This is a genomic window from Roseobacter sp. TSBP12, from assembly GCF_009129705.1.
Taxonomy (GTDB): Bacteria; Pseudomonadota; Alphaproteobacteria; order Rhodobacterales; family Rhodobacteraceae; genus Celeribacter; species Celeribacter baekdonensis_A.
Genome location: NZ_PYIB01000041.1, coordinates 47501 through 70931, shown reverse-complemented (window position 1 = coordinate 70931; position 23431 = coordinate 47501). Strand labels below are relative to the sequence as shown.

22 protein-coding genes are annotated in these 23431 nt (G+C 58.2%); 9 read left to right on the top strand and 13 right to left on the bottom strand.

Translation table 11 applies throughout. The features are described 5' to 3' along the window. The first annotated feature begins 39 nt into the window (after positions 1-39). From C8029_RS12010 to yddG, 3 genes are all read left to right on the top strand, one after another. Positions 40-1215: an acetyl-CoA C-acetyltransferase gene (locus C8029_RS12010; protein ID WP_009572370.1), complete on the top strand. Its 1176-nt coding sequence runs from the start codon at positions 40-42 to the stop codon at positions 1213-1215. Positions 1216-1515: 300 nt separating this feature from the next. After that, the gene (locus C8029_RS12005; RefSeq protein ID WP_009572369.1) at positions 1516-2238 is read left to right on the top strand and encodes a beta-ketoacyl-ACP reductase; all 723 of its coding nucleotides are present in this window, start codon (positions 1516-1518) and stop codon (positions 2236-2238) included. 88 nt (positions 2239-2326) lie between these two features. Further along, positions 2327-3190 carry an aromatic amino acid exporter YddG gene (gene yddG, locus C8029_RS12000; RefSeq protein ID WP_009572368.1) on the top strand — a complete coding sequence of 288 codons (864 nt, stop codon included), beginning with the start codon at positions 2327-2329 and terminating at the stop codon, positions 3188-3190. Positions 3191-3324: 134 nt separating this feature from the next. Here the strand turns inward: yddG and C8029_RS11995 are convergent, their stop codons facing one another. The 3 genes from C8029_RS11995 to C8029_RS11985 form a co-directional block, all read right to left on the bottom strand. Beyond that, entirely contained in the window at positions 3325-3492 is a 168-nt protein-coding gene (locus tag C8029_RS11995; protein ID WP_009572367.1) for a YdcH family protein, read from the bottom strand. A 137-nt stretch (positions 3493-3629) separates the two neighbouring features. Next, positions 3630-4391, bottom strand: coding sequence for a tRNA1(Val) (adenine(37)-N6)-methyltransferase (locus tag C8029_RS11990; RefSeq protein ID WP_009572366.1), 762 nt, complete (start codon positions 4389-4391; stop codon positions 3630-3632). Continuing rightward, positions 4388-4606 (bottom strand): putative signal transducing protein, encoded by a 219-nt coding sequence (locus tag C8029_RS11985; RefSeq protein ID WP_009572365.1) that lies wholly within the window; start codon positions 4604-4606, stop codon positions 4388-4390. Before C8029_RS11985 ends, C8029_RS11990 begins: the two co-directional genes overlap by 4 nt. A 50-nt stretch (positions 4607-4656) precedes the next feature. Here C8029_RS11985 and C8029_RS11980 point away from each other — a divergent pair, with 50 nt between their 5' ends. Further along, positions 4657-5667 carry a polyprenyl synthetase family protein gene (locus C8029_RS11980; protein ID WP_009572364.1) on the top strand — a complete coding sequence of 337 codons (1011 nt, stop codon included), beginning with the start codon at positions 4657-4659 and terminating at the stop codon, positions 5665-5667. Positions 5668-5706: 39 nt separating this feature from the next. Here the strand turns inward: C8029_RS11980 and C8029_RS11975 are convergent, their stop codons facing one another. The 3 genes from C8029_RS11975 to C8029_RS11965 form a co-directional block, all read right to left on the bottom strand. Then, complete coding sequence (locus tag C8029_RS11975) at positions 5707-6534, bottom strand: 4-(cytidine 5'-diphospho)-2-C-methyl-D-erythritol kinase (RefSeq protein WP_040402427.1); 828 nt, start codon at positions 6532-6534, stop codon at positions 5707-5709. 9 nt (positions 6535-6543) lie between these two features. Beyond that, entirely contained in the window at positions 6544-8250 is a 1707-nt protein-coding gene (locus C8029_RS11970; protein WP_152002963.1) for a tetratricopeptide repeat protein, read from the bottom strand. A gap of 121 nt (positions 8251-8371) precedes the next feature. Continuing rightward, on the bottom strand, positions 8372-10024 hold the full coding sequence (locus C8029_RS11965) for an electron transfer flavoprotein-ubiquinone oxidoreductase (protein WP_152002962.1): 1653 nt from the start codon (positions 10022-10024) through the stop codon (positions 8372-8374). 395 nt (positions 10025-10419) lie between these two features. Between C8029_RS11965 and greA the strand changes: the two genes are divergently transcribed. The 4 genes from greA (at position 10420) to C8029_RS11945 (ending at position 13085) form a co-directional block, all read left to right on the top strand. Next, positions 10420-10890 carry a transcription elongation factor GreA gene (gene greA, locus C8029_RS11960; RefSeq protein WP_009572360.1) on the top strand — a complete coding sequence of 157 codons (471 nt, stop codon included), beginning with the start codon at positions 10420-10422 and terminating at the stop codon, positions 10888-10890. Positions 10891-10906: 16 nt separating this feature from the next. Further along, positions 10907-11923, top strand: a complete 1017-nt coding sequence (locus C8029_RS11955) for a hypothetical protein (protein WP_152002961.1) — start codon at positions 10907-10909, stop codon at positions 11921-11923. A gap of 122 nt (positions 11924-12045) precedes the next feature. Next, positions 12046-12762: an AzlC family ABC transporter permease gene (locus C8029_RS11950; protein WP_009572358.1), complete on the top strand. Its 717-nt coding sequence runs from the start codon at positions 12046-12048 to the stop codon at positions 12760-12762. Next, the gene (locus tag C8029_RS11945) at positions 12759-13085 is read left to right on the top strand and encodes an AzlD domain-containing protein (protein ID WP_009572357.1); all 327 of its coding nucleotides are present in this window, start codon (positions 12759-12761) and stop codon (positions 13083-13085) included. Before C8029_RS11950 ends, C8029_RS11945 begins: the two co-directional genes overlap by 4 nt. Before the next feature lies 1 nt (position 13086). On the opposite strand, the gene C8029_RS11940 is transcribed toward C8029_RS11945, so the two are convergent. The 5 genes from C8029_RS11940 to C8029_RS11920 all read right to left on the bottom strand — a co-directional run bounded on the left by C8029_RS11940 (position 13087) and on the right by C8029_RS11920 (position 17473). Beyond that, positions 13087-13713, bottom strand: a complete 627-nt coding sequence (locus C8029_RS11940) for a hypothetical protein (protein WP_009572356.1) — start codon at positions 13711-13713, stop codon at positions 13087-13089. Positions 13714-13740: 27 nt separating this feature from the next. Continuing rightward, on the bottom strand, positions 13741-13875 hold the full coding sequence (locus C8029_RS11935; RefSeq protein WP_009572355.1) for an aa3-type cytochrome c oxidase subunit IV: 135 nt from the start codon (positions 13873-13875) through the stop codon (positions 13741-13743). Positions 13876-14018: 143 nt separating this feature from the next. Then, the gene (locus C8029_RS11930; RefSeq protein ID WP_009572354.1) at positions 14019-15053 is read right to left on the bottom strand and encodes an MBL fold metallo-hydrolase; all 1035 of its coding nucleotides are present in this window, start codon (positions 15051-15053) and stop codon (positions 14019-14021) included. Continuing rightward, positions 15053-16762: an acyl-CoA dehydrogenase family protein gene (locus C8029_RS11925; protein ID WP_152002960.1), complete on the bottom strand. Its 1710-nt coding sequence runs from the start codon at positions 16760-16762 to the stop codon at positions 15053-15055. The genes C8029_RS11930 and C8029_RS11925 overlap by 1 nt, the downstream gene beginning before the upstream one ends. A 129-nt stretch (positions 16763-16891) precedes the next feature. Beyond that, entirely contained in the window at positions 16892-17473 is a 582-nt protein-coding gene (locus C8029_RS11920; protein ID WP_040402396.1) for a YqgE/AlgH family protein, read from the bottom strand. Between the two features lie 123 nt (positions 17474-17596). On the opposite strand from C8029_RS11920, the gene C8029_RS11915 reads away from it, so the two are divergent. Then, positions 17597-18463 (top strand): protein-disulfide reductase DsbD domain-containing protein, encoded by an 867-nt coding sequence (locus C8029_RS11915; protein WP_009572351.1) that lies wholly within the window; start codon positions 17597-17599, stop codon positions 18461-18463. Positions 18464-18467: 4 nt separating this feature from the next. On the opposite strand, the gene C8029_RS11910 is transcribed toward C8029_RS11915, so the two are convergent. Both C8029_RS11910 and C8029_RS11905 read right to left on the bottom strand, forming a co-directional pair. Beyond that, positions 18468-21842 carry an efflux RND transporter permease subunit gene (locus C8029_RS11910; RefSeq protein WP_152002959.1) on the bottom strand — a complete coding sequence of 1125 codons (3375 nt, stop codon included), beginning with the start codon at positions 21840-21842 and terminating at the stop codon, positions 18468-18470. Positions 21843-21844: 2 nt separating this feature from the next. Next, positions 21845-23314, bottom strand: a complete 1470-nt coding sequence (locus tag C8029_RS11905) for an efflux RND transporter periplasmic adaptor subunit (RefSeq protein WP_152002958.1) — start codon at positions 23312-23314, stop codon at positions 21845-21847. Between the last annotated feature and the right edge of the window lie 117 nt (positions 23315-23431).

Here is a 23431-nt window from a genome sequence, read left to right as displayed (position 1 = left end):
GGCAATCTCCCCACAACCATTCTGGGAGAGAAGACCATCATGACCAATGTCGTTATCGCATCCGCAGCACGAACTGCCGTCGGCAGCTTTTCGGGCGCTTTCGCCAATACCCCGGCCCACGACCTCGGCGCCGCAGTCCTTGAAGCGCTGGTAGCGCGCGCCGGGATTGAAAAAGGCGAGGTGTCTGAAACCATTCTTGGTCAGGTGCTGACTGCGGGTCAGGGTCAAAACCCGGCACGCCAAGCCCATATCAACGCCGGTCTGCCACAAGAATCCGCCGCATGGAGCATCAACCAAGTCTGTGGCTCGGGCCTGCGCACCGTCGCCCTCGCCGCCCAACACATCATGTTGGGGGATGCCGACATCGTCTGTGCCGGCGGCCAAGAAAACATGTCCATGTCTCCCCATGTCGCCAACCTGCGCGCTGGCCATAAAATGGGCGATATGAAGTTCATCGATTCGATGATCAAAGACGGCCTTTGGGACGCGTTTAACGGCTACCACATGGGCATCACCGCCGAAAACGTTGCCAATCAATGGCAGATTTCCCGCGAAATGCAGGACGCCTTTGCCCTCGCCTCGCAAAACAAAGCCGAAGCGGCGCAAAAGGCTGGGAAATTCTCTGATGAAATCATCCCCTTCGCGGTGAAAACCCGTAAAGGCGAAATCATCGTTGATGCCGACGAATACATCCGTCACGGCGCGACGTTGGAGTCCATGCAAAAACTGCGCCCGGCCTTTGACAAAGAGGGATCTGTCACCGCAGGCAACGCCTCAGGGATCAACGATGGCGCGGCTGGCGTGCTTTTGATGTCGGCAGACAACGCGGCAAAACGCGGCATCCAACCCCTGGCCCGCATCGCCTCCTATGCAACCGCCGGTCTCGACCCGTCGATCATGGGTGTCGGCCCGATCCATGCCTCCCGCAAAGCGCTCGAAAAAGCCGGTTGGAAGGCTCAGGATCTTGATCTGGTCGAAGCCAACGAAGCCTTTGCCGCACAAGCCTGTGCCGTGAACAAAGACATGGGCTGGGATCCGGCCGTGGTAAACGTAAACGGTGGCGCAATTGCCATCGGCCACCCGATCGGCGCCTCTGGTGCACGTATTCTCAACACGCTTTTGTTTGAGATGCAGCGCCGCGATGCCAAAAAAGGCCTCGCCACACTCTGCATCGGCGGCGGTATGGGCGTTGCCCTCTGCGTCGAACGCGATTGATAGCCAATCTGGGAGGGGCCAATTCGGGGCCTCTCCCCTCCGCTTGATCTCAAAACAAGCCCAAAGCCTACAAAATGGTAGCGCAAACACTCCCTTCTTAAAATAGCTCTTGATCCCACGCCGCATTCAGTTTGTCATGATTGGACGGTACAGTGTTCATGTCCAAAACATTGGGAGCCATGTCATGGGACGATGCCGTCGCGCCAAAAAATTTCTGCATCAGCTAAGTAATATTGTTGCGGCTGCAGAATATTTTGGATAACAAGATTTCCAACAGAAGATTTGATAGGGAGGAGTATCATGTCCAAAGTCGCAATCGTGACCGGGGGAACGCGCGGGATTGGCGCCGCCATTTCGAAGGCCCTGAAAGACGCAGGCTACACCGTGGCTGCAAACTATGCAGGCAATGACGACGCTGCTGCGAAGTTCACTGAGGAAACCGGCATCAAGACCTTTAAATGGTCCGTGGCAGATTACGATGGCTGTGTTGAAGGCATTGCCAAAGTCGAGGCCGAGCTTGGCCCCGTAGACATTCTCGTCAACAACGCGGGCATCACCCGCGATGCGCCGTTCCACAAGATGACCCGTGAGCAATGGCAGCAGGTCATGGACACCAACCTTTCCGGTGTGTTCAACATGACTCACCCAATCTGGCCAGGCATGCGCGAGCGTAAATTTGGTCGCGTGATCAACATTTCGTCGATCAACGGCCAAAAAGGTCAGTTTGGCCAGGTGAACTATTCGGCCGCAAAAGCGGGTGACATCGGATTCACCAAAGCCTTGGCTCAAGAGGGTGCGCGCGCTGGCGTCACCGTCAACGTGATTTGCCCCGGCTATATCGCGACCGAAATGGTCATGGCCGTGCCGGAAAAAGTCCGCGAGTCAATCATTTCGACCATTCCCGTTGGTCGCCTTGGCGAACCCGAAGACATCGCCCGCTGTGTGGTGTTCCTTGCCTCCGATGAGGCGGGCTTTATCACCGGCTCGACCATCACGGCGAACGGCGGCCAATACCTCACCTAAGGCGTTGAGATACGGTTTGAAGGGGGTCACAGCCGTGGCCCCTTTTTTTATGATTGCGCAGCTCAAAGACTTACGGCTATCTCGCGCAATGACACGCAAAACCGCCACATCCATCGGCTTTCTCGCCGTCCTTCTCTGGGCGCTTTTGGCGCTGTTCACCGTGGCCAGCACGCCGGTCCCGGCACTGCAACTCAATGCGATCAGCTTTGCCATTGGTGGCGGAATTGGCCTGATCTGGATCGCCAAAAACCGTGCATGGAGGGATTTGAAACGCGTCTCGCCCTTGGTCTATGGCTTTGGCACACTTGGGATTTTTGGCTTTCATTTCCTGTATTTTTCATCCCTGCGTCTTGCCCCTCCGGCGGAAGCGGGATTGATCAACTACCTCTGGCCCTTGCTGATCGTCCTCTTTTCCGGCCTTTTGCCCGGCGAACGCCTTCGCCCACTGCACATTTTAGGGGCCGTACTTGGGCTGGCGGGGGCCATCCTCGTCATCGCGCGTGGCACATCCTTTGCGGGAGAGGCCGGACTTGGCTATCTTCTCGCCTTGGCGGGGGCCTTCACATGGGCCGGATATTCAGTGATCTCGCGCCGGATCGGCCATATCACCACTGCCTCTGTCGCCGTATTTTGCCTTTTGTCGGCGTTCCTCTCGTTGATCTCGCATTTGGCTTTTGAAGAGACCGTTTGGCCCGCAACCTACATAGGATGGGGGGCGCTGATCGCATTGGGACTGGGTCCCGCAGGCGGTGCGTTTTACTTGTGGGATGTGGGAATGAAAAAGGGCGATATTCAACTGCTTGGAACAGCGGCATATGCCGCGCCACTTTTGTCAACAGGGGCTCTGATCCTTGGAGGGGTGACTGAGCCGCGTTTGATGCTTTTGCTCTCGGCGGGATTGATTACTGCTGGTGCCGGTCTGGCCGCTTTTACAAACCGCCAGACCGGATGATGATCTGTACTTAAAGCGTTCCGCCATAAACCTGTTTCACGGGTTTATGGCGGAACGCCCACAACATTAATATGTCTGACAGCGTCACACTTTTTCCCTGTCTCAGGTGAAAGGTGTGACGCTTTAATAACGTTTTAGGTCGTGCTCAAACGCGCGATCTCTTCCTTGATCCGGAGTTTTTGCTTTTTCAGGTCTGCGATCCGAAGGTCGTCTGCGCTTGGGGAGCGTTGCGCGATTTCGACGGCTTCGGAGAGGGATTTGTGCTTTTTCTTCAATTCCTCAATATGGGAAACCAAGCTCATGTCTTCTCCTCTCTGTTTGATTTAGCTTCAATGTAAAAGCTATGTAACAAGTGCACCATAGATTTTGAGTCGTGTCACGGGTTTGTTTTGGAACAAAATGACGCGCTCAGGGTTGCGCGCGAAATATTGCCAAAGGATTAATGCCCCCAGGGCAAATCCCCGCCTTCGCGCAAAATGGTTAACACCTGAGCCGTGTAGCTTTCACCATCGCGCAGATGTCGCTCGCCCTCATGCATGATCAGCGGCGGCTCCATCACAAACGCCGCCCGCCCGCCCTTGCGCGCCTGAACAATCACCAACTCGGCCACACGCCCCACACGCGGCTGAATGGCACGCACCCGTACAGAGCCAAGCCGTGCCATCAGCGGTGTCAAGATGTCCGGGAGGCGATCCGCCTTTTGGATCATCGTCAGATAGCCTTTGGGCGCAAGCCGTTTCGCGGCCACGTCAATCCAATCGCTCAGCGGCGTGTCACCTGCAAGGGCCATATCCCGCCCGGCATTGAGAGAAGACGTCGAACGGGCGCGATCATAATAAGGCGGATTGGCCATCACATGATCAAATCCGCGCGTCTTTATATCCGGCGGCAGATGCCGCAAATCGGCCTCCACAACCCTCATATCGGCACCGTTCAGAGCCGCATTGCGTCGGGCCAGATCGGCATACATCGGCTGCATCTCAACCCCGGTCAGCGACAGCCCCGCAACGCGCGCATGCAAGCACAGCAACGCGGCCCCTGCCCCACAGCCCAATTCCAACACATGCTGTCCGGGCTGCGCAGGCGTCGCCGCCGCCAACATAACCGGATCGACACCGGCGCGATAGCCGTCTGCCGGTTGGTAAAGCTGCACCCGCCCGCCCAAAAACGCGTCACAGGTCTCCGTCGTCTCCGAACTCACAGATCTTCCAACTCAAAATCATGATCGCGCAAAATCCGCCGCGCCTGATTGAGATCCTCGTCTAAGACCATCAATCGACGCGGCAATATGCCAAGACTGCCCTCAAGGACGCTCATATGGACGTCCATTTCAAAGCAGTCTATATCCTCCCCGGACAAGATGGCTTTGGCATAGATGATCTGGGTCAGGTCGGTTGTGCGCAGGAGCTGTTTCATCACTTGATTTAAAGACAGACCGAGGGGTTTGTCGAGACAAGGAGTGTCCCATGAGTTTGGGTGAGGCGACAAAACGAGCGGCGATCAAACCGCATGAGCAATTGGCCGCATATCTTGCGCCCGAGCTTGAGGCCGTCAACGCCCTGATCCGTGAACGCATGTCCTCGGAGCACGCGCCGCGCATTCCCGAAGTCACCGCGCATTTGATCGAGGCGGGCGGCAAACGGTTGCGTCCAATGTTGACCTTGGCGGCGGCCAAGGCCTGTGGCTACATGGGCCCCTATCACATTCACCTCGCCGCCACGGTCGAATTCATCCACACCGCCACGCTGTTGCATGACGATGTGGTCGATGAAAGCGCGCAGCGGCGCGGGCGTCCCACGGCGAACCTGTTGTGGGACAACAAATCTTCGGTGCTGGTGGGGGATTATCTTTTTGCCCGCGCATTTCAGTTGATGACAGATGCCGACAACATGCGCGTGTTGCAAATCCTCTCCAACGCCTCCGCGACCATCGCCGAGGGCGAAGTGTTGCAACTGACCGCCGCGCAGGATTTGAAAACCGACGAGAGCGTGTACCTGCAAGTCGTACGCGGCAAAACTGCAGCGCTGTTTTCGGCGGCAACCGAAGTCGGCGGCGTTTTGGCCGAGGCGGATGACACGGTGGTCAAGGCGCTGTTTGACTATGGCGATGCGCTTGGGATTTCATTTCAGATCGTCGATGATCTTTTGGATTATTGGGGCTCGGCGCAGACCGGGAAAAACATCGGTGACGATTTCCGCGAACGCAAACTGACCCTGCCGGTGATCAAAGCGATTGCCAAAGCGGACGAGACAGAGCGCGCCTTTTGGGTCAAGACCATCGAGAAAGGCAAACAGGACGAGGGCGATCTGGACCATGCCATCGCACTGTTGAACCGCCACAATGCGCTCGAAGAGACCCGAGAGGTGGCGCTGGACTGGGCGGAAAAAGCCAAGGCGGCGCTGTCTGTGCTGCCTGCGGGTGAGGTTGTTCACATGCTGTCGGACATCGCGGATTATGTCGTGGCTCGGCTGCGCTAATTTAATATGTGGCTCGGCTGCGCCAAACGATAGCGCGCCTTAGCCCGGCAGCGTGCTGGCCGATTTGACCCACCACCACGGATTGCTTGCGGCCATTTGCGCCGCCGCTGCATCCGCAGACAAACGATCCTCGAAAAGACCAAAACAGGTCGCACCGGACCCCGACATCCGCACCATTTGTACTTTTGGGGCCAGCACCAAAGCCGCCAAAGCCGCTGCAATCTCGGGCACAAGTTTCACTGCAGGTCGTTCAAGATCGTTGCGCTGAGTGCTCAACCAATCGACAAAAGCCAAGGTGTCCGGCCAACGCGGCAACTTATCGGGCATCGGCATATTGTCTTTGCGCTCAAGGCGGGCGAACACCTCCGGCGTCGACACTTCGATCCGAGGGTTGACCAACACCAGATGCAGCGCGGGCATGACGACGGGGGTCAGCCCCTCGCCGATCCCCGACATCCGCACCGGTTTCGAGCGCAAACAAACGGGGACATCCGCGCCCAGCGACAGCGCCTGATCGGCGGTCACCGGCTGAGTTCCCAAACGGGCCGCCGCGCGTAATGTCGCCGCCGCATCCGCCGATCCGCCCCCAATGCCGGAGGCCGGCGGCAAATGTTTATCAAGCGTCAGGGCCATCGGCCGCCCGGCCAAAGCCGCCGCTTTCAACACAAGGTTGGTGCCATCGGCAGGCACACCCTCGGCAAAGGGACCCGTCACCGTCAGGGACGATTGCACGGCAGGTGCGGCGATGATCTGATCGCCGAGATCGACGAAGGCCACAAGGCTGTCCAACAGGTGATAGCCATCCGACCGTTGCCCGGTGACATGTAGGGCAAGGTTGATCTTGGCCGGAGCAAAAATCTTTGTGATCATATGGGGTTAGCCATCATCCAAGGGGCGCGTGGGCGCGAGCCCCTCCTCACCCAACACCCGGTCCAGCCCCACCTCCAATTTGCGGCGAATACGCTTGGCCTCATCCTCCTCGGGATCAAAGGACAGGGCGCGTTCCCATTGAAACCGTGCTTCGCGTTCGCGCCCCACCGCCCAATAGACGTCCCCCAAGTGATCGTTCACCACCGCATCGACCGGCATCAATGCGGCGGCGCGTTCCATTGGATCGACGGCTTCATCATAGCGACCCAAAAGGTACAGCCCCCACGCCAGACTGTCGGTGATATAGCCATCATTCGGACGCGCAGCAGAGGCCTTGCGGATCATCCCCATGGCTTCATCAAGGTTGGTTTTCATCTCAAGGAAAGAATAGCCAAGGTAATTCAGCACCTGCGGCTGATCGGGTTCCAGTGCAAGCGCCTGACGCAGATCGGCCTCGGCCTTGTCCCAAACACCTTCGCGCTCATAGGCGATGCCACGGGTGAAATAGAGCGGCCATTGTGCTCGGCTGGGCGGCCGATTGAGATCAATTGCAACGGTGTAGGCCTCGGCCGCTTCCGCATAGCGTTCATGGCGACGCAACGCATCGCCAAGCGCGATATGCCCGTCATCCAATTCAGGATGGGATTTCGTCAACTGGCGCAAAACCTCAAGCTCGGCATCGTCTTTGCCCGCCGCCCGCAGCGCTTCGGCGCGGCCAAGCGTGGCCATCGGATAGGCCGGATCATCAACACCAATGGCGTCAAAAGCGGTGGTGGCAAGATCGTAATTGTCGAGCCGCTCCAAAAGCGCAGCGCTGAACAACGCATAATTGGCCTCATCCGGGCGCAATTCCTGGGCAATGCGCGCGTACAAAAGCGTGTAGCCATCATCAAGCCCGCCATCTAGGGCGGACGCCACGGCGAAAAACACATCCGCCATACCGTCCCGCGCACTGCGCACGACTGTGAACGGCACGTTTTCGCCCGCACTCAGGGCGGCTTTGAGAGCGTCGATTTGCGCATCACTGGCCGGTCCGAAACTGTCATTGATCAGGGTAAGCGCCTCGTCATTGCGCTCCAATTGGCTAAGAATTTGGGCTTGTGCGATGACGGCAGAACGCGTAGCGGGCATGCCAACCGAAGACAGCGTTTCAAGCGCGCCTTCGTAATCCCCTACGAGGGCGAGGGCCAGGGCCTTGTTATAAGGCCCAAAAAACTCAAATCCCTGCCCCGCATCAACCGTGCCGTCAAACAGGGCCAGAGCACTGGACATATCGCCTTTGCCGACGAAAGCCCAAGCATGCACCATCCCGTCAACGACGGTAGAAATGCTTTGTCCCTCATCAAGGGCCGCAATCACACCATCATAATCCTCATCACGCGCCAGTCGCGTCAGATTGCCCATGGCGGCGATTTGATTGCCGGGTTCAAGGTCGCGCAACACGGTGGCGTAACCTTTGATCTGATCAAAGTTGCCCATGGAGATATGGCCCGAGATCACGGATTCGAGCAGGACCGGATTTTGCGGATCAGAGGCCAGCGAGCGCGTCGCATAGCCCACAAGGTCGAGAAAACTGCGATCCATTGTCGCCTGGCGCGCCGCAAGATAGGCACCCGCATCCGCCGAGACCGGAGACGGGTTGAAAAGCCCGACGCCTAAAATCAGTCCGACGGCGGTCAGGGCGGAAAGCGAAAAACCCGCGCGGTGTGTCACCAGAAATCTCCTTCGCGTTATCTGCGCAAAGCCTATCGTTCAAACCGGGCGGCTGCAACGCAAACGGGGGCCGCCTGGGCCCCCGTTCTGTCATTTGCGTCAACACGTTGGCGTGAGAGAGTCACATATTCGGATAGTTCGGGCCATCGCCACCCTGCGGCACGGTCCAGGTGATGTTTTGGCTGGCCTCTTTGATGTCACAGGTTTTGCAGTGCACGCAGTTTTGGAAGTTCACCACAAATTTCGGCCCTTCCCCTTCGGGTGTCAGATATTCATAGACCCCCGCCGGACAATAGCGGGCGGACGGGCCGCCGAATTGTTTGTAATCCACATCAATCGCCACTTGCGGATCTTTGAGTTTGAGGTGGCAGGGCTGGCTTTCTTCGTGGTTGGTCGCGGCAAATGACACATTGGTCAGCCGGTCAAACGAGATCACACCATCGGGTTTCGGATAGTCGATCGGTTTGAATTTATCGGCCTTACCGGTCGATTGCGCATCGGTTTTGCCGTGTTTTACCGTGCCAAACAGCGAGCCACCAAACAGGGTATTGGTCCACATATCCAACCCACCGAGCATCAGCGACGCCGTCAGGCCGTATTTCGACCAGAGCGGTTTGACATTGCGCACACGTTTCAGGTCCTTGCCGACAGCGCCAGTGCGCAGCTCGGTTTCATAGCCTTCCAACGTGTCGCCAGACCGGCCCTCTTTGAGAGCCGCCACAACATGCTCCGCCGCCGCTTTGCCGGACAGCATGGCGTTGTGGTTGCCTTTGATCCGCGGCACGTTGACGAGACCAACGGAACAGCCCAGCAAAGCCCCCCCCGGAAAGGCCGCTTTTGGCATCGACTGATAGCCGCCCTCGGAAATCGCGCGTGCGCCATACGCCACGCGTTTGCCGCCCTTCAAAAGCTCCGCGACGAGCGGGTGATGTTTAAAGCGTTGGAACTCCATATAGGGGAAGACATAGGGATTTTTGTAATTCAGATGGACCACAAATCCGATGAAAATCTGATTGTTTTCCGCGTGATAGATAAATCCACCGCCGCCCGCATTTGAATTCAAAGGCCAGCCCATCGAGTGCCAAACCTTGCCCTCTTTGTGCTTATCCGGGTCGATTTCCCAGATTTCCTTCATGCCGAGACCGAATTTTTGAACGTCACGGCCTTTTTGCAGGTCGTATTTGGCGATGATCTCTTTGGCAAGCGAGCCACGCACGCCTTCAGAAATCAAAACATATTTACCGTGCAACTCCATGCCCGGCTCATAGGCCTCGGTCGGTTCGCCATCCGGCCCACGACCAAACTCGCCCGCTACCACGCCTTTGACTTCGCCATTCTCGCCATAAATCAGTTCAGAACAGGCCATGCCGGGGAAAATCTCGACGCCCATTGCTTCGGCCTGCTCCGCCATCCAGCGGCAGACATTGCCCATGGAGACGATGTATTTGCCATGGTTCGACATGAACGGCGGCATCGGCGTATTTGGGATACGAATGGAACCCGCTTCCCCCAAAAGGTGGAAATGGTCTTCGGTGACCTTGGTGGAAATCGGCGCACCGCGCTCTTTCCAATCCGGCATCAGCGCGTCAAGGCCACAGGGATCGAGCACCGCACCGGACAGAATATGCGCGCCCACTTCGGAGCCTTTCTCCAACACAACAATGTTGAGGTCCTCATCCAGCTGTTTGAGGCGGATCGCAGCAGAGAGACCCGCAGGTCCGGCACCAACGATAACGACGTCATATTCCATCGCCTCACGTTCGACATTCGACATAAAGTTTCTCCCAGATCAAACAGCTTTCCGGCGCTTACCTAACCGCTAAGCCATAGCCGGGTCAATTTCAGATGGTGTTTTTCGTGGCGTCCCTTGGGCGTAAACATCGATAAAGCGCCGCAGCGCCGCATCAAAAGTGACCAAAGCCCCGCGCCACACCTCAATTATCTCATAAGGCTACATGCAGAGCACACAGTCTGCCCCAAAAGAATCGCCCCTCATCAACCAGGCCACCCCCTAAAACCACGCCATGTCAGACATCATGTCGGACGTCGCACAACTGAGCCCTTGCAATCTGCCCCTATTCCGGGTCAGTTGGGAGTATAAATTGTGATAACCAAAGCGCGCGGAGGCTCCGACCTCGCAGCGCTTTTTTCGTGCAGATGAGTGGCCTGATGGAAAAAATTCTCATGACGCGCGCGGGCAACACCGCGTTGAGCAGCGAGCTGAAAAAACTCAAGTCGGTGGAACGCCCGGCTGTCATTCAGGCGATTGCCGAAGCCCGCGAGCTTGGCGATCTGTCAGAGAATGCCGAATATCATTCTGCGCGTGAAAAACAGAGCTTTATCGAAGGCCGGATCAAGGAGCTTGAGGGCGTGTTGTCCCTGGCCGAAGTCGTTGATCCAAAAACACTTTCCGGCGCTGTGAAATTCTCCGCCACGGTGACAATCGTGGATGAAGACACCGACGAAGAGAAAACCTATCAGATCGTTGGCCAACACGAGGCCGATATCGAAAACGGGCTGTTGAACATCGCCTCCCCCTTGGCGCGCGCCTTGATCAACAAAGAAGAGGGCGACAGCGTCGAAGTGCGCACGCCCGGCGGTGAAAAGAGCTACGAAATCCTCAAGATCGCGTATATTTAACCTTATAGACGCGGTCGTGGAGGCCCCTTTGGCAGACGAAGGTCCCAAAAAAATTGAACTTGGCGTGTATCAACGCCCGGATGACGCCCCTCGGATCACCGCGACAGAAATGATCGCGGCAGTCCTGTCGTTGTTCTGGCTGGCGCTGACCATTGGCTATTTTCTGATCGTCGGCAAAGGCACGGACGATTTTGACAGCATCCGCTTTGTCATGATATTGATCGCGATTTTCATGCCCGTGGCGATGATTTGGGTCGGGGCCTTGGCGGTGCGGGCGTCGGTCACGATGCGAGAGGAGAGCCGCCGCCTTCAGGCGGCGATCTCTGCCATGCGTCAATCCTACCTGGCGCAACAACACGGCGGCACGGCATCCAGCAGCGTTGAAAAAAAGCTCGAAGAGATTGTCGCGGCTCAGCGAAAAACCGAATCCACCCTTGCGATGTTCACCTCGATCCGCCCCGGTACCACGCCGCCGGAGGACAAATTGGCGATCCCCTCGCCTGCGCTGATCGAAGAACAGGCCTCGCTGGCGCTTGGCACCCCCTCCGAATCCCTCGCACCGCCCCTTTCGGTCGCGGATTTTATCAAGGCTTTGAATTTCCCCGAAACCGCCGAGGACAAAGAGGGTTTTCGCGCCCTGCGCCGCGCCTTGTCTGACCGTAAGGTCAGCCAATTGGTTCACGCCGCACAGGACGTCTTGACCCTGCTGTCACAAGACGGGATTTACATGGACGACCTGCGTCCTGACCGTGCCAAGCCCGAGGTGTGGCGACGCTTCGCCACCGGAGAGCGTGGCCATTCGGTCGCGCCATTGGGCGGCGTTCGGGATCGGTCGTCTTTGGCTTTGGCTTCGGGGCGGATGAAACAGGATGCGGTGTTTCGCGATGCGGTGCACCATTTCCTGCGCAAATTCGACAAAACATTTGCCGAGTTTGAACAGACCGCAACGGACGAAGAAATTTCCGCCCTCTCCGACACCCGTACCGCGCGTGCCTTTATGCTTTTGGGGCGGGTCACCGGGACGTTTGATTGATCGACCCCGCCTGTTGATCGACCCCGTCTGATCACCATTTGCAAAACCCATATTCACAAATCGACATTGGTCATGCGCGAACACATGCCTTAGGTTGGCATGACCCCAAAAGTGACAGATCCATGTTTAAATCTCCCGCCTCGCGACAGTTCCTTATAGGCATCAAAGACGGTTTGCCGTTTCACATCGTGCTCTGGCCCTTTGCCGCAATTTTTGGCGCAATTGCCACGCAAGCCGGGCTGAACATCGTGGAAGTCATGGGGTTTTCCGTGCTTGTCATCGCCGGATCGGCGCAATTGGCCGCTTTGCAATTGATGACGGAAAACGCCCCCACGGTGATCGTCATCGCCACCGCTTTGGCCGTCAATCTGCGCATGGGGATGTATTCCGCTTCGATCACCCCGCATATTGGCAAATCCTCGCTGCTGACCCGCGCCTTTGCCGCCTATATGCTCTATGATCAACCCTATGCGCTCTCGACGATCAAATTCGAAAAAGAACCCGACCTGAGCGTCTCTGAAAAGCTCGGCTATTTCTTTGGCGTCGCCATCCCGCTCGGCATTGGATGGTATGCGCTGACCTTTACCGGCGCGGTTTTGGGTGAGAAAATCCCCACCGATCTCGGCGTCGATTTCGCCGTGCCAATCACCTTTTTGGCCGTGGTCTCACCGATGTTGAAAACACTGGCGCATTTGGCGGCGGCGCTTACCTCTGTCGTGTTGGTGCTGGCCCTGAGCTTTATGCCCTTTGGCTCCGGGCTTTTGGTCGCTGCGGCGGTTGCTTTGGTCGTTGGCGCACAGGTTGAGATTTGGATGGAACACCGAAAGGCCGCATCATGATCGAAGCCACGACAGGTCAAATCTGGACCATCATCCTGTCTATGGCGGCGGGTACGTTTTTGATCCGCTTTGCATTTTTGGGCTTTGTCGGTGACCGTCCTTTGCCCAATTGGCTCTTGCGCCTGCTGCGCTATACGCCCGTGGCGGTACTGCCCGCAGTGGTTGCACCGATGCTACTGGGGCAGGGTGAAAACGCCTTTGACCCACTGCGATTGGGCTGTGCAGCGGCCACCATTGCCGTGGGGATTTTAACCCGCAATGTGCTTTGGGCGATTTTGATCGGGCTTGGGCTGTTTTTCGGCTTCGGCGCGTTGATAGGGTGACTCAGGCACCCTGCCTGTGACGTAGCAACAGCGGCGGGGCTTCAATGAGGCGCCCGTTCTCATCCGGGCTGTCGTCATAATGCTTTTTCTCGCTGACGCCCTCAAACGTGCCGAACCACGTCATCAGTTTTTTGGGGAACATCGTGTTTGGTGCACCGGCAAACCCCGGCAGATCAGACAAAATACCCGAAATGCTATCGGTACAATGCGCCTTCGCCACCGCGCCATGGGCCTGAATTTTTGACAACGCGAGCTGCGCGACTTCAGGGCTGACCACGATGGTCTGTTCAACCACATGGTACGTCACGCGCGCATGGTAATCTATGTAAAAGGCCACGGCGGCGTCACTCATGCCATAGTGCACATCGTTACGCTCGGGCAAATGCGGGTGGTAAAACGTGCCTGCAGGGTCAAAAATCGCACGCTCGGACGGCGCATTGACCAACAAGGATGAATGTGCCCCGCCGCCGCTGCGATTGCCGATCACCGTGAACAGGGTCAACGTGTAGGGCGCGCCATGCACATAATGCGCGCGCGCGACCTCATCGTCAGGGGCCCATTTGGGCTCGGCGGCTCCACAGGCCGTCAGGACCAAAAGGCTCAGGAGCCAGAAAACGCGAGAGAACATCCGAACTGTCCGACTCCTAAACGAGGCTTAGCTGTTGAAAACAGCCATAAAAATCAAAGCGAAAATCGCAGCGCCTGCCACCCAGGTGGACCATTTGATAAAGCCTGCAAAGGTCTTTTCCTGAACCGAAGTATCCATTTCGCCGTGTTTATACTCAGCCATTGTGCGTGTCCTTTTATCTTCTTTGGCATTGAATTAGACGATTCAGATCGGCCTGTCACCCGTTGCTTGCATCCAGAGGGTGCGATCAGGGGGTAATCTGTTTCAGATCAGCCACAAGTCGCTTTGCTTGAGCCATCCAGGGCCTATACCTGCGTCACTTGCCACAGGATCGCCCCATCCTCGCGGACGTGCCCGGTGGCCAACCCTTGTGCTTCAAGATGGCGGCAATGGGCCATGGCTTCGACCATCGCAAGGCCGTATTCGCCCTCCTTGATCTTGCGACGAAACAGCACATCGAAACAATCGCAGGCAGTATGTGGCTCTTTTAGGGTCTCAATCAGGCGGGCGAGCGCATGGTGGTGATTGTCAAGCAATTGCCGCAACCGCGCAGGCAGACCCGTGTAGGGCAATTTATGCCCAGTCATCACAAGATGGCTGTCTTGCGCATGGGGCACGAAGCCCTCACAAGAGGTGATCCATTCCCCTACCGGATCGGCCAAAGGTTCAGTCGCAGAGGCTCCGAGGTTGGGAGAGATCGCGCCCAAAAGCTGATCCCCGCCAATCACCAAATCCGCATCCCGGCTCCAAAATGTCGCGTGTTCCGGCGCATGGCCATTGCCACAGCGCACGTCCCACATGCGACCACCGATCTCAATCTCATCGCCCTCGCGCAGGCGGGTATACCCAAGCGGGATTGGCGTCACCGCATCGGCGGTGTTGAACGGGCGTTCGGTGAGACGTTTGTCATAGACCTCGGACGCCATGCCGCAGGAGCGCCAAAAGGCACACATTTCAGGGGTTGGAGCCTCTTGCACATCAAGCTGCAGCATCCGCGCCATCAGATAGGCGGTGCGGGTGGTGGTTAGGCCCGCGCCATGTTCGGACACAAACCAGCCCGCAAGACCGATGTGATCAAGATGATGATGGGTGGCAATGACGCGGTGGATCGGCTTGCCGCCCAAAACCCCGTCGATCAACCGCTGCCACAGCCGCCGCGTTTTGGCGGTATCGACGCCGGTGTCCACTACGGTCCAGCCATCGGCCTCCTCGAAGAGGTAGCAATTCACATGCGCCAAAGGGATCGGCAAAGGCATCCGGGTCCAAAGCACACCTTGCGCAATCTCAACGACCTCGCCCATTTCGGGCGGATCAAACGGCGTGCGGATGGGAGCAGTCATCAGGCGGTCAGATCCTCAGAACTCAAAGCATAGACATCCGCCGCGCCAAGGCGCGCCTGCGCCAAAAGAGCGGTGTGTTCGGGCAATAGACGTTTAATATAGAAGGCCGCAAGCCGTGAATGCTTGCCCTCACCGCCCTCGGCAATCGCCGCTTTGAGGTGATAATGCCCGCCCAGCACCCGTGCAAAGGCCCGCAAAAACGGCACAGCGCCGGCAAAACGGTCATTCATCGGCAACGCCAACATGGTCTCAACCCCTTCGCGCAGGGTCTCCGCCGCATTCCACACCGCAATCGCGCGACGCGGCAACACCGCCCGCGCCTCTTCGGCAAAGGCTTCGATCTCGTCCAAAATGGCAAAGGCCGCATCGCCGCCATCCATCAATTTACGCCCCACAAGGTCCATCGCCTGAATGCCGTTCGTGCCTTCATAGATCGAGGTAATGCGGGCATCACGGGCATATTGCGCCGCACCGGTTTCTTCGATGTAGCCCATGCCGCCATGGACCTGAACGCCGGTTTGGGCGACCTCATGACCAATGTCGGTGGAAAATGCCTTGGTGATCGGGATCAAAAACGCCCCGCGCGCCTGTTGGTCCGGCTCCGTACGCCCAAGATCAAGCGCCACACCACAGGCCAACGAAAGACACCGCGCCACAAAGGTCTCAGCCCGCATCGTCGCCACCATCCGACGCACATCGGCATGATCCAGAATGCTGCCGTCCTCCCGACCAATCGGAGATGCGCCTTGCACCCGATCTTCGGCATAGGCCAGCGCCTTTTGCGTTGCGGCCTCGGCGATACCAACCCCCTGAACCCCCACGCCCAAGCGGGCGTTGTTCATCATGGTGAACATGCATTTCATGCCTTCGTGCTCGCGCCCGACAAGCCAGCCCTTGGCCCCTTCATAGGCCATCACACAGGTGGGAGACCCGTGAATGCCGAGCTTATGCTCAAGGCTCACGACCTTGAGGCTATTGGCCTCTCCCAACGAGCCATCCGCATTCGGGATGATCTTTGGCACCATGAACAGCGAAATGCCCTTGGTCCCTTCGACCCCATCCGGCAAACGCGCCAAGACAAGGTGACAGACGTTTTCGGAAAAATCATTGTCGCCCCAAGTGATAAAAATCTTCTGCCCGGTGATGGCGTAAGACCCGTCGTCATTGCGCGTCGCCTTGGTCCGCAGCGCGCCCACGTCAGAGCCCGCCCCGGATTCGGTGAGGTTCATCGTGCCGCACCATTCGCCCGAAATCAGCTTCGGCAGGTAAAGCGCTTTGATCTCGTCGCTGGCGTGATGCTCCAAGGCCTCGATTTGCCCCTGTGTCATCAGCGGATAAAGCGACAAAGACAGGCAAGCGCCCGACATCATTTCATTCACGGCCGTCGCCACCGTAAGCGGAAGACCCATCCCGCCATTTTCCGGGTCCGCCAACATGCCGATCCACCCGCCTTCGGCCACTTGCGTCAAGGCATCGCCAAACCCCGGAGAGGTTTTAACCACGCCATCCACCAAAGTGGCGGGCGTCACATCCCCGCCCCGATCCAGCGGTGCGATCACATCGCTGGTGAGATTGGCCGCCTCATTCAGAATGGCCTGAACCGTGTCGGCATCAATCTCGGCAAAGGTGTCCGTTTCCAGAACAGTCGCAAAATCAACGATGTGATCAAAGATAAACTGATACTCAGAAACCGGGGCGCGATAGGTCATGTGGGTCTCCTTCTGCTCGCAAAACATCGACATGTTGCAGCAGATTTTTGTCAAGCCTGGGTCGGGACACCCCGACGATTGACGAGAAGCGTAACGAAGCGGGTGCGGGCACCCAACCCAAACGCTGCGTCACGCGCGGCCCGCATTTGAAGACAAAACCGCCGGGCTCACGCCAAGTGACTTCAGCGCCGCCTGCCATTTGGCCCAATCCGGCGTCGAAAACACAATCTCCGGGTTCGCATCACAGGCCAGCCAGCCGTTTTTGACAATCTCCTCCTCCAACTGGCCCGGCCCCCAACCCGCATATCCCAGACACAGCAAGCGCTCATCCGGCCCGGCACCGCGCGCCATATCGCGCAAAATCTCGCGTGAGGCCGTCATGGAAAACTGTTCTCCCACATGCATCGAGGCATGATCGGCGGCATAATCCGTACTGTGCAACACAAAGCCACGGCCCAGTTCAACCGGGCCACCAAAATAGACCGGGATCGGTTGCATCTCAGGTGTGGCACGAATGTCGAGTTGCTCAAACACATCGGAGACGGCGATCTCGGTTGAGGTTTTGTTGATAATCAACCCCATCGCGCCGTCAGACGAATGAGCACAAAGAAACACCACGGCATTTTCAAAGCGCGGATCGCCGATTCCCGGCATCGCGATCAAAAGCTTTCCAGTCAACTCTGAGGTCTCTATGGGAGCGGGGTGTACCATACCCCCACCTCACCTGAAGCCAGCCCTGAACGCAAGTGGGCGCGAGGCATTCCTCGCCAAAATCGCGGTTGCGCCGCAACACAAAGCCGCGCGAGCGGCGCTGTCTCTCAAATGTGAGTTTGTGTGACCGCATCCCGTGTCTATATGGGTGCCATGACACACCCGATCTCAAACACATTCGTCGCCGCCTGTTTTGGTTTGGCCAGTCTTGGTTTTGCCAGTCTTGGATTTGCACCTGCTGCCTTGGCCGAAAGCCCGGCAGATATGGCGCGGATCGAGGTTCTGCCCGGATGGCAGATGGACAATGGCCATCAGATGGCCGCCATTCGCATCACATTGGCCCCCGGCTGGCACACCTATTGGCGCGCGCCCGGCGAGGCGGGCATTCCGCCACAGTTTGATTGGAGCGGGTCTGAAAATGTCTCTGCCGTCACCGTGCACTGGCCGGTGCCCGAACTCTTTTCCCAGAATGGCATGTGGTATCTGGGCTATGAGCGCGAGGTGGTTTTGCCGATCGAGATCACGCCAAACGCGGCGGGAGACATTGCTCTGGATGGGGTGATGGACCTTGGCGTGTGCAACGATATTTGTATGCCCTTACAGGCCGCAATCGGCGCAACATTCGCGCAAAATGCCCGGACAGGTTCTATTGCGGACAGCGGCCAGATCCGCAAAGCACTGACCGATCAACCGCAAAAGATCACGGGCGCGCGCTGTAGCGCGACCCCCCTGTCCGACGGGATGCGCCTGACCGCAACGCTCAATGTACCGCATTTGGGTCCGCGCGAAGTGGCGATTGTTGAACACCCGGACCGCTATATGTGGGTGTCGGAGGCGATGGTCACCCGCACCGGTAGTTCGGTTTCGGTGCAAAGCGATCTGGTCCCATCTGACGCGCAACCGTTTATGGTGGATCGCTCGGCCTTGACCATCACCGTCATCGGCGGCGGGCAGGCCTATGAGGCACAGGGCTGTACCGGCGGATCATAAGCAATCAGCTCGCTTTGTGCCGACGCGCCATCCGCCCTGCGATACCGACATACAACAGCGCAAAGCTCACACATAATCCGCCAAGGAACAGCGCCAAAGCCGCGCCAATCCCGCCACCGCCCAAGAGCGGTGACAGCGCACCAAAGACCATCACTTGCCCCAGCGTCAGCGCGAACCACAAAGCCGCGAAAGCCCCCGCAGCCAAGATCGCAGAGCCCACAAGCCCGGCCCGGCGCGGATGGCGCACAGCGCGGCGCAGGGCCGCCATCTGACGCGCCACATCCAGTTGCATCGCAAGAATCGCAGGCACCAGCATCAACACAACCACCATGCCAAACCCAAGCCCATAGGACAGGGTGACCACCGTCGGTTTGAGAAACTGCGCATCGGCGGAGCGTTCGTACAAGAGCGGCGCAAGACCCAAAACCGTGGTCAGCGTCGTCAACATCACGGGGCGCAAACGGTCGGTTGCGGCATCAATGATCGCCGGAAACAGCCCGCGTTCTTTGGCATATTCATCCACGGTCGAGACCAAAACAATCGAATCGTTGATGATGATCCCGGTCATGCCGATCAGGCCGACAACGGAGAACATCGACAGGGGAATGCCCCAAATCGCATGGCCATGAATGGCACCGATGAGGCCAAAGGGAATAACCGACATGACCACAACAGGCCGCGTCCAGCTTGAGAAAATCCACGCCAGCGTCAGGTAAATCCCGATCAACACGCCGCCCAGACCCAACATCGCATCGGAGAGGAATTGGTTCTCTTGCTCTGAGAGGCCAGAGACCCGATGGGTGATGCCGAATTCTTCGTCCAAGGCGGGCAAGATCTCGTCTGTGATCGCTGCTTGGATGTCTGAAGCGCGGGCCGGGTTGTCTTCGCTCAAATCACCTGAGACCGAGACAAGGCGCAGACCGTTTTCGCGTTGTACCGTGGAAAACCCGGTCTGGCGCGTCACCGAGACGATATCAGACAGCGGCACATAAACGCCCGAACTGGCGCGCATTTGGGTACGGTCCATGAAATCGGCGGTCAGTTCGCCTTCGGGCAATTCGACCCGCACCGTCGCGGTGCGCACGCCTTCGGGATAGGTCGCGGCCTCGATCCCGCCCAAGCGATGGGTCAAGGTCGTGCCCAATGTGTCGATGGAAAACCCGAGCGCCTCGCCCTGTGGCGTCAACTCCAAGATCAACTCTTCTTTGTCATAGGCGAGGCTGTCTTCCAACGCCGAAACTTCCGGGAACTGTGCCAGCCGGGTTTTGAGCGCCTCTGCCGCCGCCTTGAGTGTCGCCGACTCCGCACCATAAAGATCGACATCAATCGCATCACCGCCGGGGCCAAAATGGCCACGCCGAAACGACACGGTTTCCGCCAAAGGATGGTTCACCACCTCGGCTTGCAGGTCCTCAACAAAGGCATAAGACGAATAGGGCCGCAGGTCCGCGTCGATCAATTCGATCGACAATCCGCCAAGTTGGTAGTCCTCTTTGGTGTCCGTCCCAGACAGGCCCCGCCCGGCATTCGACCCGATTTGCGCCACGGCATAGGCGACGGGATTGGTGCCATATTGCTCTTCATAGCGCCTGCCTACGGCCTCGGTGGCGCGTTGTAATTCGCGCATCATGGCAAATGTGTCAGCGCGCTCCGCCGCTGGCACCATGGCGAAATTGCCAGAGATCAACGGCTGTTCCGGCGAATTGAAAAACCGCCATTGCACCTGTCCGGTGATCACCAAAGACACCTGCATCGCCAGCAAAAGCACGATCCCGGCGAGCAACGGATAGCGCAGTTTGACCGACCAGCCGACCAAGGGTCGGAACAGGCGTTCGCGAAAGACATGAAACCCCTTGTCGACCTGACGTGAGGGCCAGTCATACCAATGCGACTTTGCGGTGGAGGCGATGGAATGGCTGAGGTGATTGGGCAGAATGATGAAACATTCCAAAAGCGAGGCCATCAAAACCACTATCACCGTAAAGGGAATATCAGAGATCATATCGCCAAAGCGACCCGAAATCACCGTCAGGCCAAAAAAGGCGATCACCGTGGTGATGGTTGAGGAAAACACTGGCGCGAACATCCGCCGCGCGGCATTTTCCGCCGCCTCAACCGGCCCTTCTTTCAACCGTCTGACGCGAAAATCCGCATGTTCACCAACGACAATCGCATCATCGACAACGATACCCAAGGTGATGATCAGCGCAAACAGCGAGATCATGTTGAGCGTCAGCCCGGCCAAATACATCATCGCAATCGCTGACAACATCGCAACTGGAATGCCCGCTGCCACCCAGATTGCCGTGCGCGCGTTCAAGAACAGGAACAACAAGATCACGACAAGCCCAAGCCCCATCGCGCCATTGGACAGCAACAGATCGAGCCTTGCCTGGATCGCCTCGGCGCGGGTCCGAAACAGATCGAGTGTCACCCCGTCGGGCAGGGTCAGTCCCATCTCGGCGCTGACCTCTTCGACGATCCGCTGAATCTCAATCGAATCCCCTTGATCCGAGCGCGCGACTTGCACCGAGACCGAGGAATTGTCGCCAACAAAAAACGCCTCATTGCGGTCAACGCCATTGACCCGAACCGTCGCCACATCGCCGATGGTCAATTCCGACCCATCCTCATTGCGGCGCAACACGATGGCGGAAATATCCGCCGCCTCACGTTTCTCAACCCCCGCGCGCACCCGCGCACCACCAGTGCCGACATTGCCCGCCGGGCTTGTGTCGGTCTCGGCCGCAATCGCACTGGCGATCTCGGCCATGGAAATGTCGTGCTGGATGAGATTGAGGGTCGGCACTTCGACAATCATTTCGGAGGCGGCGACTCCCGCAATGCTGGTTTTCGTCACACCGCGGGCAAACAGCCGCGCCACCAATTCATCGGCAAACCGCGCCAGTTGATCAAGCCCGACAGGCCCGGTGATCACCACATCGGTGACCGAATCCGTCCACCCGCCCCAACGAATGACTGGATCGTCCGCGCCCTCCGGCAAATCGGTCTCGGCATCAATCGCGGCCTTCACATCGTCGGCGGCGCGTTGCATGTCCCAGCCGGGTTCGAAATCTAGGCTGATCGACGCGCGGCCTTCGGTTGAACTCGCGCTGCTTTCAGTCACGCCTTCGACGGCCAAAAGCGTGGGTTCCAAAAGCTGGACGATGGCATTGTCGACGTCTTCCGCCCCCGCCCCTTTCCACGCAACAGAAACCCGCACCGTATCGACCACGACGTCAGGAAAATACTGCGCTCGCATCCGCGGCAGCGCGGCCAGACCCGCCACGATCAAGATCACCAAAACAAGGTTCGCGGCCGTGCCGTGACGGGTGAAATACGACAGGATGCCTTTGGCTTTGCCCAATGTGGCGTTCATATTTAGCTCCCCATCCGGTCTTCGAGGCGGGTGATCAGCTCAGTCGGCACTACATCGGCGGCCAGTTGTTCGGTGATCCGGGCACGGACGTCTTCGGGCATCCGCGTGTTGCTGGCGACAAAGGCCAAAAGTTTTTCGCGGTGTTCCGGGGTGAGTTTAACCATCGTGGCATCCTCTCCCTCTGGAGCTTGCGCGTCACCGCGTTGCGCGCCGTTGACTTTGACGCGGATGCCCGCGCCCAAAAGTGGCGAGCGCTCCAAAACGACCTGACGCCCGGTAACCCCGCGCGCATCGACGATTACATCATCACCCTGACGGCGCAAAATGGGGGCGGACACCTCTTCGAGACGGCCTTGATCCGTAACGGCAAGCACCGTGCCATTGGCCGCAACCGCACGTGCGGGGAGGAGAGCAACATCGGCCAGCTCCGGTTCTTGCACCTGAACCGTCACGAAATCGCCGGGTCGAAATCCGGGGGCACTGTCCAAACGCGCGTAAAGCATCCGCCCGGTTTGCCCTTCGGCCACAGCGGCGCTTTCGCGCGTCACCGTGCCCATGGCGACCAGATCAAGCCCCGACACATCGAGCGTCGCAGTCACGGCCATATCGGGCAGCGCGCCGCGGTCTTGCACAAGGCGGGCATATTGCTCGGTGGAGATGCGAAATGCGACTTCGAGCGCGTCTGGCGCGATCAGCGTGGCGAATTGCTCATTGCTGCTCAACAACGTGCCCAAGGCGCCGGAGACGTCGCTCAAAACCCCGTCAAACGCGGCGATGACTGTGGTGTCATCCAAACGGCGGCGGGTTTCGTCCAGATCAATTTGGGCACGCAGAACGGCGGTGTGCGCCCGGTCCACGCTGGCCTCGGCATCGGCCAAAGATTGACGTTTGGACAAAACCGACTGACCCGCAGAGGCATGGGCCAAAGCCGCATCTTCGACGCCGCTCGGGCTACCAACTCCACGATCCAAAAGATTCTTTTGTCGTTCAAGCGCGGCCAATCGCAAATCCCGCTGCGCCTCGGCGGCGGCCAAATCATCCACCGCCAAAAGCTGCGACCGCTCGGCCTCGCGCAGGCCCGCTTCGGCCTCGACAAGATCGGCTTCGGCCACACGCACCGCGGCCTCGGCATCCGCCGGATCAATCCGCAAGATCACATCACCTGCCTTGACCGCACCGCCCTCTTGAAACCCATCGGCCAAGGCGACAATCCGCCCTGACACTGGCGCACGCAACTCCAGGGTTTGCCGTGCCGCAATTTGACCATAGCTGACCAAGACCGGCGTGACCGTGGTTGGCACCACCTCCATCACATTAACCGAAAACTGCCGCTCGCGCGCCTGTGGCGGCACGCTTTCCGCCGCGAGACGCGCCTGAAAGGCCGCATAAAACCGATAGCCCGCGCCCGCCAGCAAGGCGAGCGTCAGAGAGACAAGGAAAAGACCGATCAAAGAGCGGCGGAAAAAGCGCATTCCGTAAAACCTTTGGTTCATGCCCCCGAGAGGCGGATTTTGAATAGAGTTAGGGCTTGGCCCGGCACAGTCCACGACAGAGTATCATACGCACAAACGATAAAAACCCGTCGCGCT

Bases quoted from the DNA above. Each gene is read 5' to 3' on its own strand.
- C8029_RS11920 (WP_040402396.1), bottom strand. From the start codon at position 17,473: ATGGTACACCCCGCTCCCATAGAGACCTCAGAGTTGACTGGAAAGCTT.
- C8029_RS12005 (WP_009572369.1), top strand. From the start codon at position 1,516: ATGTCCAAAGTCGCAATCGTGACCGGGGGAACGCGCGGGATTGGCGCC.
- C8029_RS11930 (WP_009572354.1), bottom strand. From the start codon at position 15,053: ATGACTGCTCCCATCCGCACGCCGTTTGATCCGCCCGAAATGGGCGAG.
- C8029_RS11945 (WP_009572357.1), top strand. From the start codon at position 12,759: ATGATCGAAGCCACGACAGGTCAAATCTGGACCATCATCCTGTCTATG.
- C8029_RS11985 (WP_009572365.1), bottom strand. From the start codon at position 4,606: ATGAAACAGCTCCTGCGCACAACCGACCTGACCCAGATCATCTATGCC.
- C8029_RS11940 (WP_009572356.1), bottom strand. From the start codon at position 13,713: ATGTTCTCTCGCGTTTTCTGGCTCCTGAGCCTTTTGGTCCTGACGGCC.
- C8029_RS12010 (WP_009572370.1), top strand. From the start codon at position 40: ATGACCAATGTCGTTATCGCATCCGCAGCACGAACTGCCGTCGGCAGC.
- C8029_RS11905 (WP_152002958.1), bottom strand. From the start codon at position 23,314: ATGCGCTTTTTCCGCCGCTCTTTGATCGGTCTTTTCCTTGTCTCTCTG.
- C8029_RS11995 (WP_009572367.1), bottom strand. From the start codon at position 3,492: ATGAGCTTGGTTTCCCATATTGAGGAATTGAAGAAAAAGCACAAATCC.
- C8029_RS11910 (WP_152002959.1), bottom strand. From the start codon at position 21,842: ATGAACGCCACATTGGGCAAAGCCAAAGGCATCCTGTCGTATTTCACC.
- yddG (WP_009572368.1), top strand. From the start codon at position 2,327: ATGACACGCAAAACCGCCACATCCATCGGCTTTCTCGCCGTCCTTCTC.
- C8029_RS11965 (WP_152002962.1), bottom strand. From the start codon at position 10,024: ATGTCGAATGTCGAACGTGAGGCGATGGAATATGACGTCGTTATCGTT.
- greA (WP_009572360.1), top strand. From the start codon at position 10,420: ATGGAAAAAATTCTCATGACGCGCGCGGGCAACACCGCGTTGAGCAGC.
- C8029_RS11925 (WP_152002960.1), bottom strand. From the start codon at position 16,762: ATGACCTATCGCGCCCCGGTTTCTGAGTATCAGTTTATCTTTGATCAC.
- C8029_RS11935 (WP_009572355.1), bottom strand. From the start codon at position 13,875: ATGGCTGAGTATAAACACGGCGAAATGGATACTTCGGTTCAGGAAAAG.
- C8029_RS11980 (WP_009572364.1), top strand. From the start codon at position 4,657: ATGAGTTTGGGTGAGGCGACAAAACGAGCGGCGATCAAACCGCATGAG.
- C8029_RS11950 (WP_009572358.1), top strand. From the start codon at position 12,046: ATGTTTAAATCTCCCGCCTCGCGACAGTTCCTTATAGGCATCAAAGAC.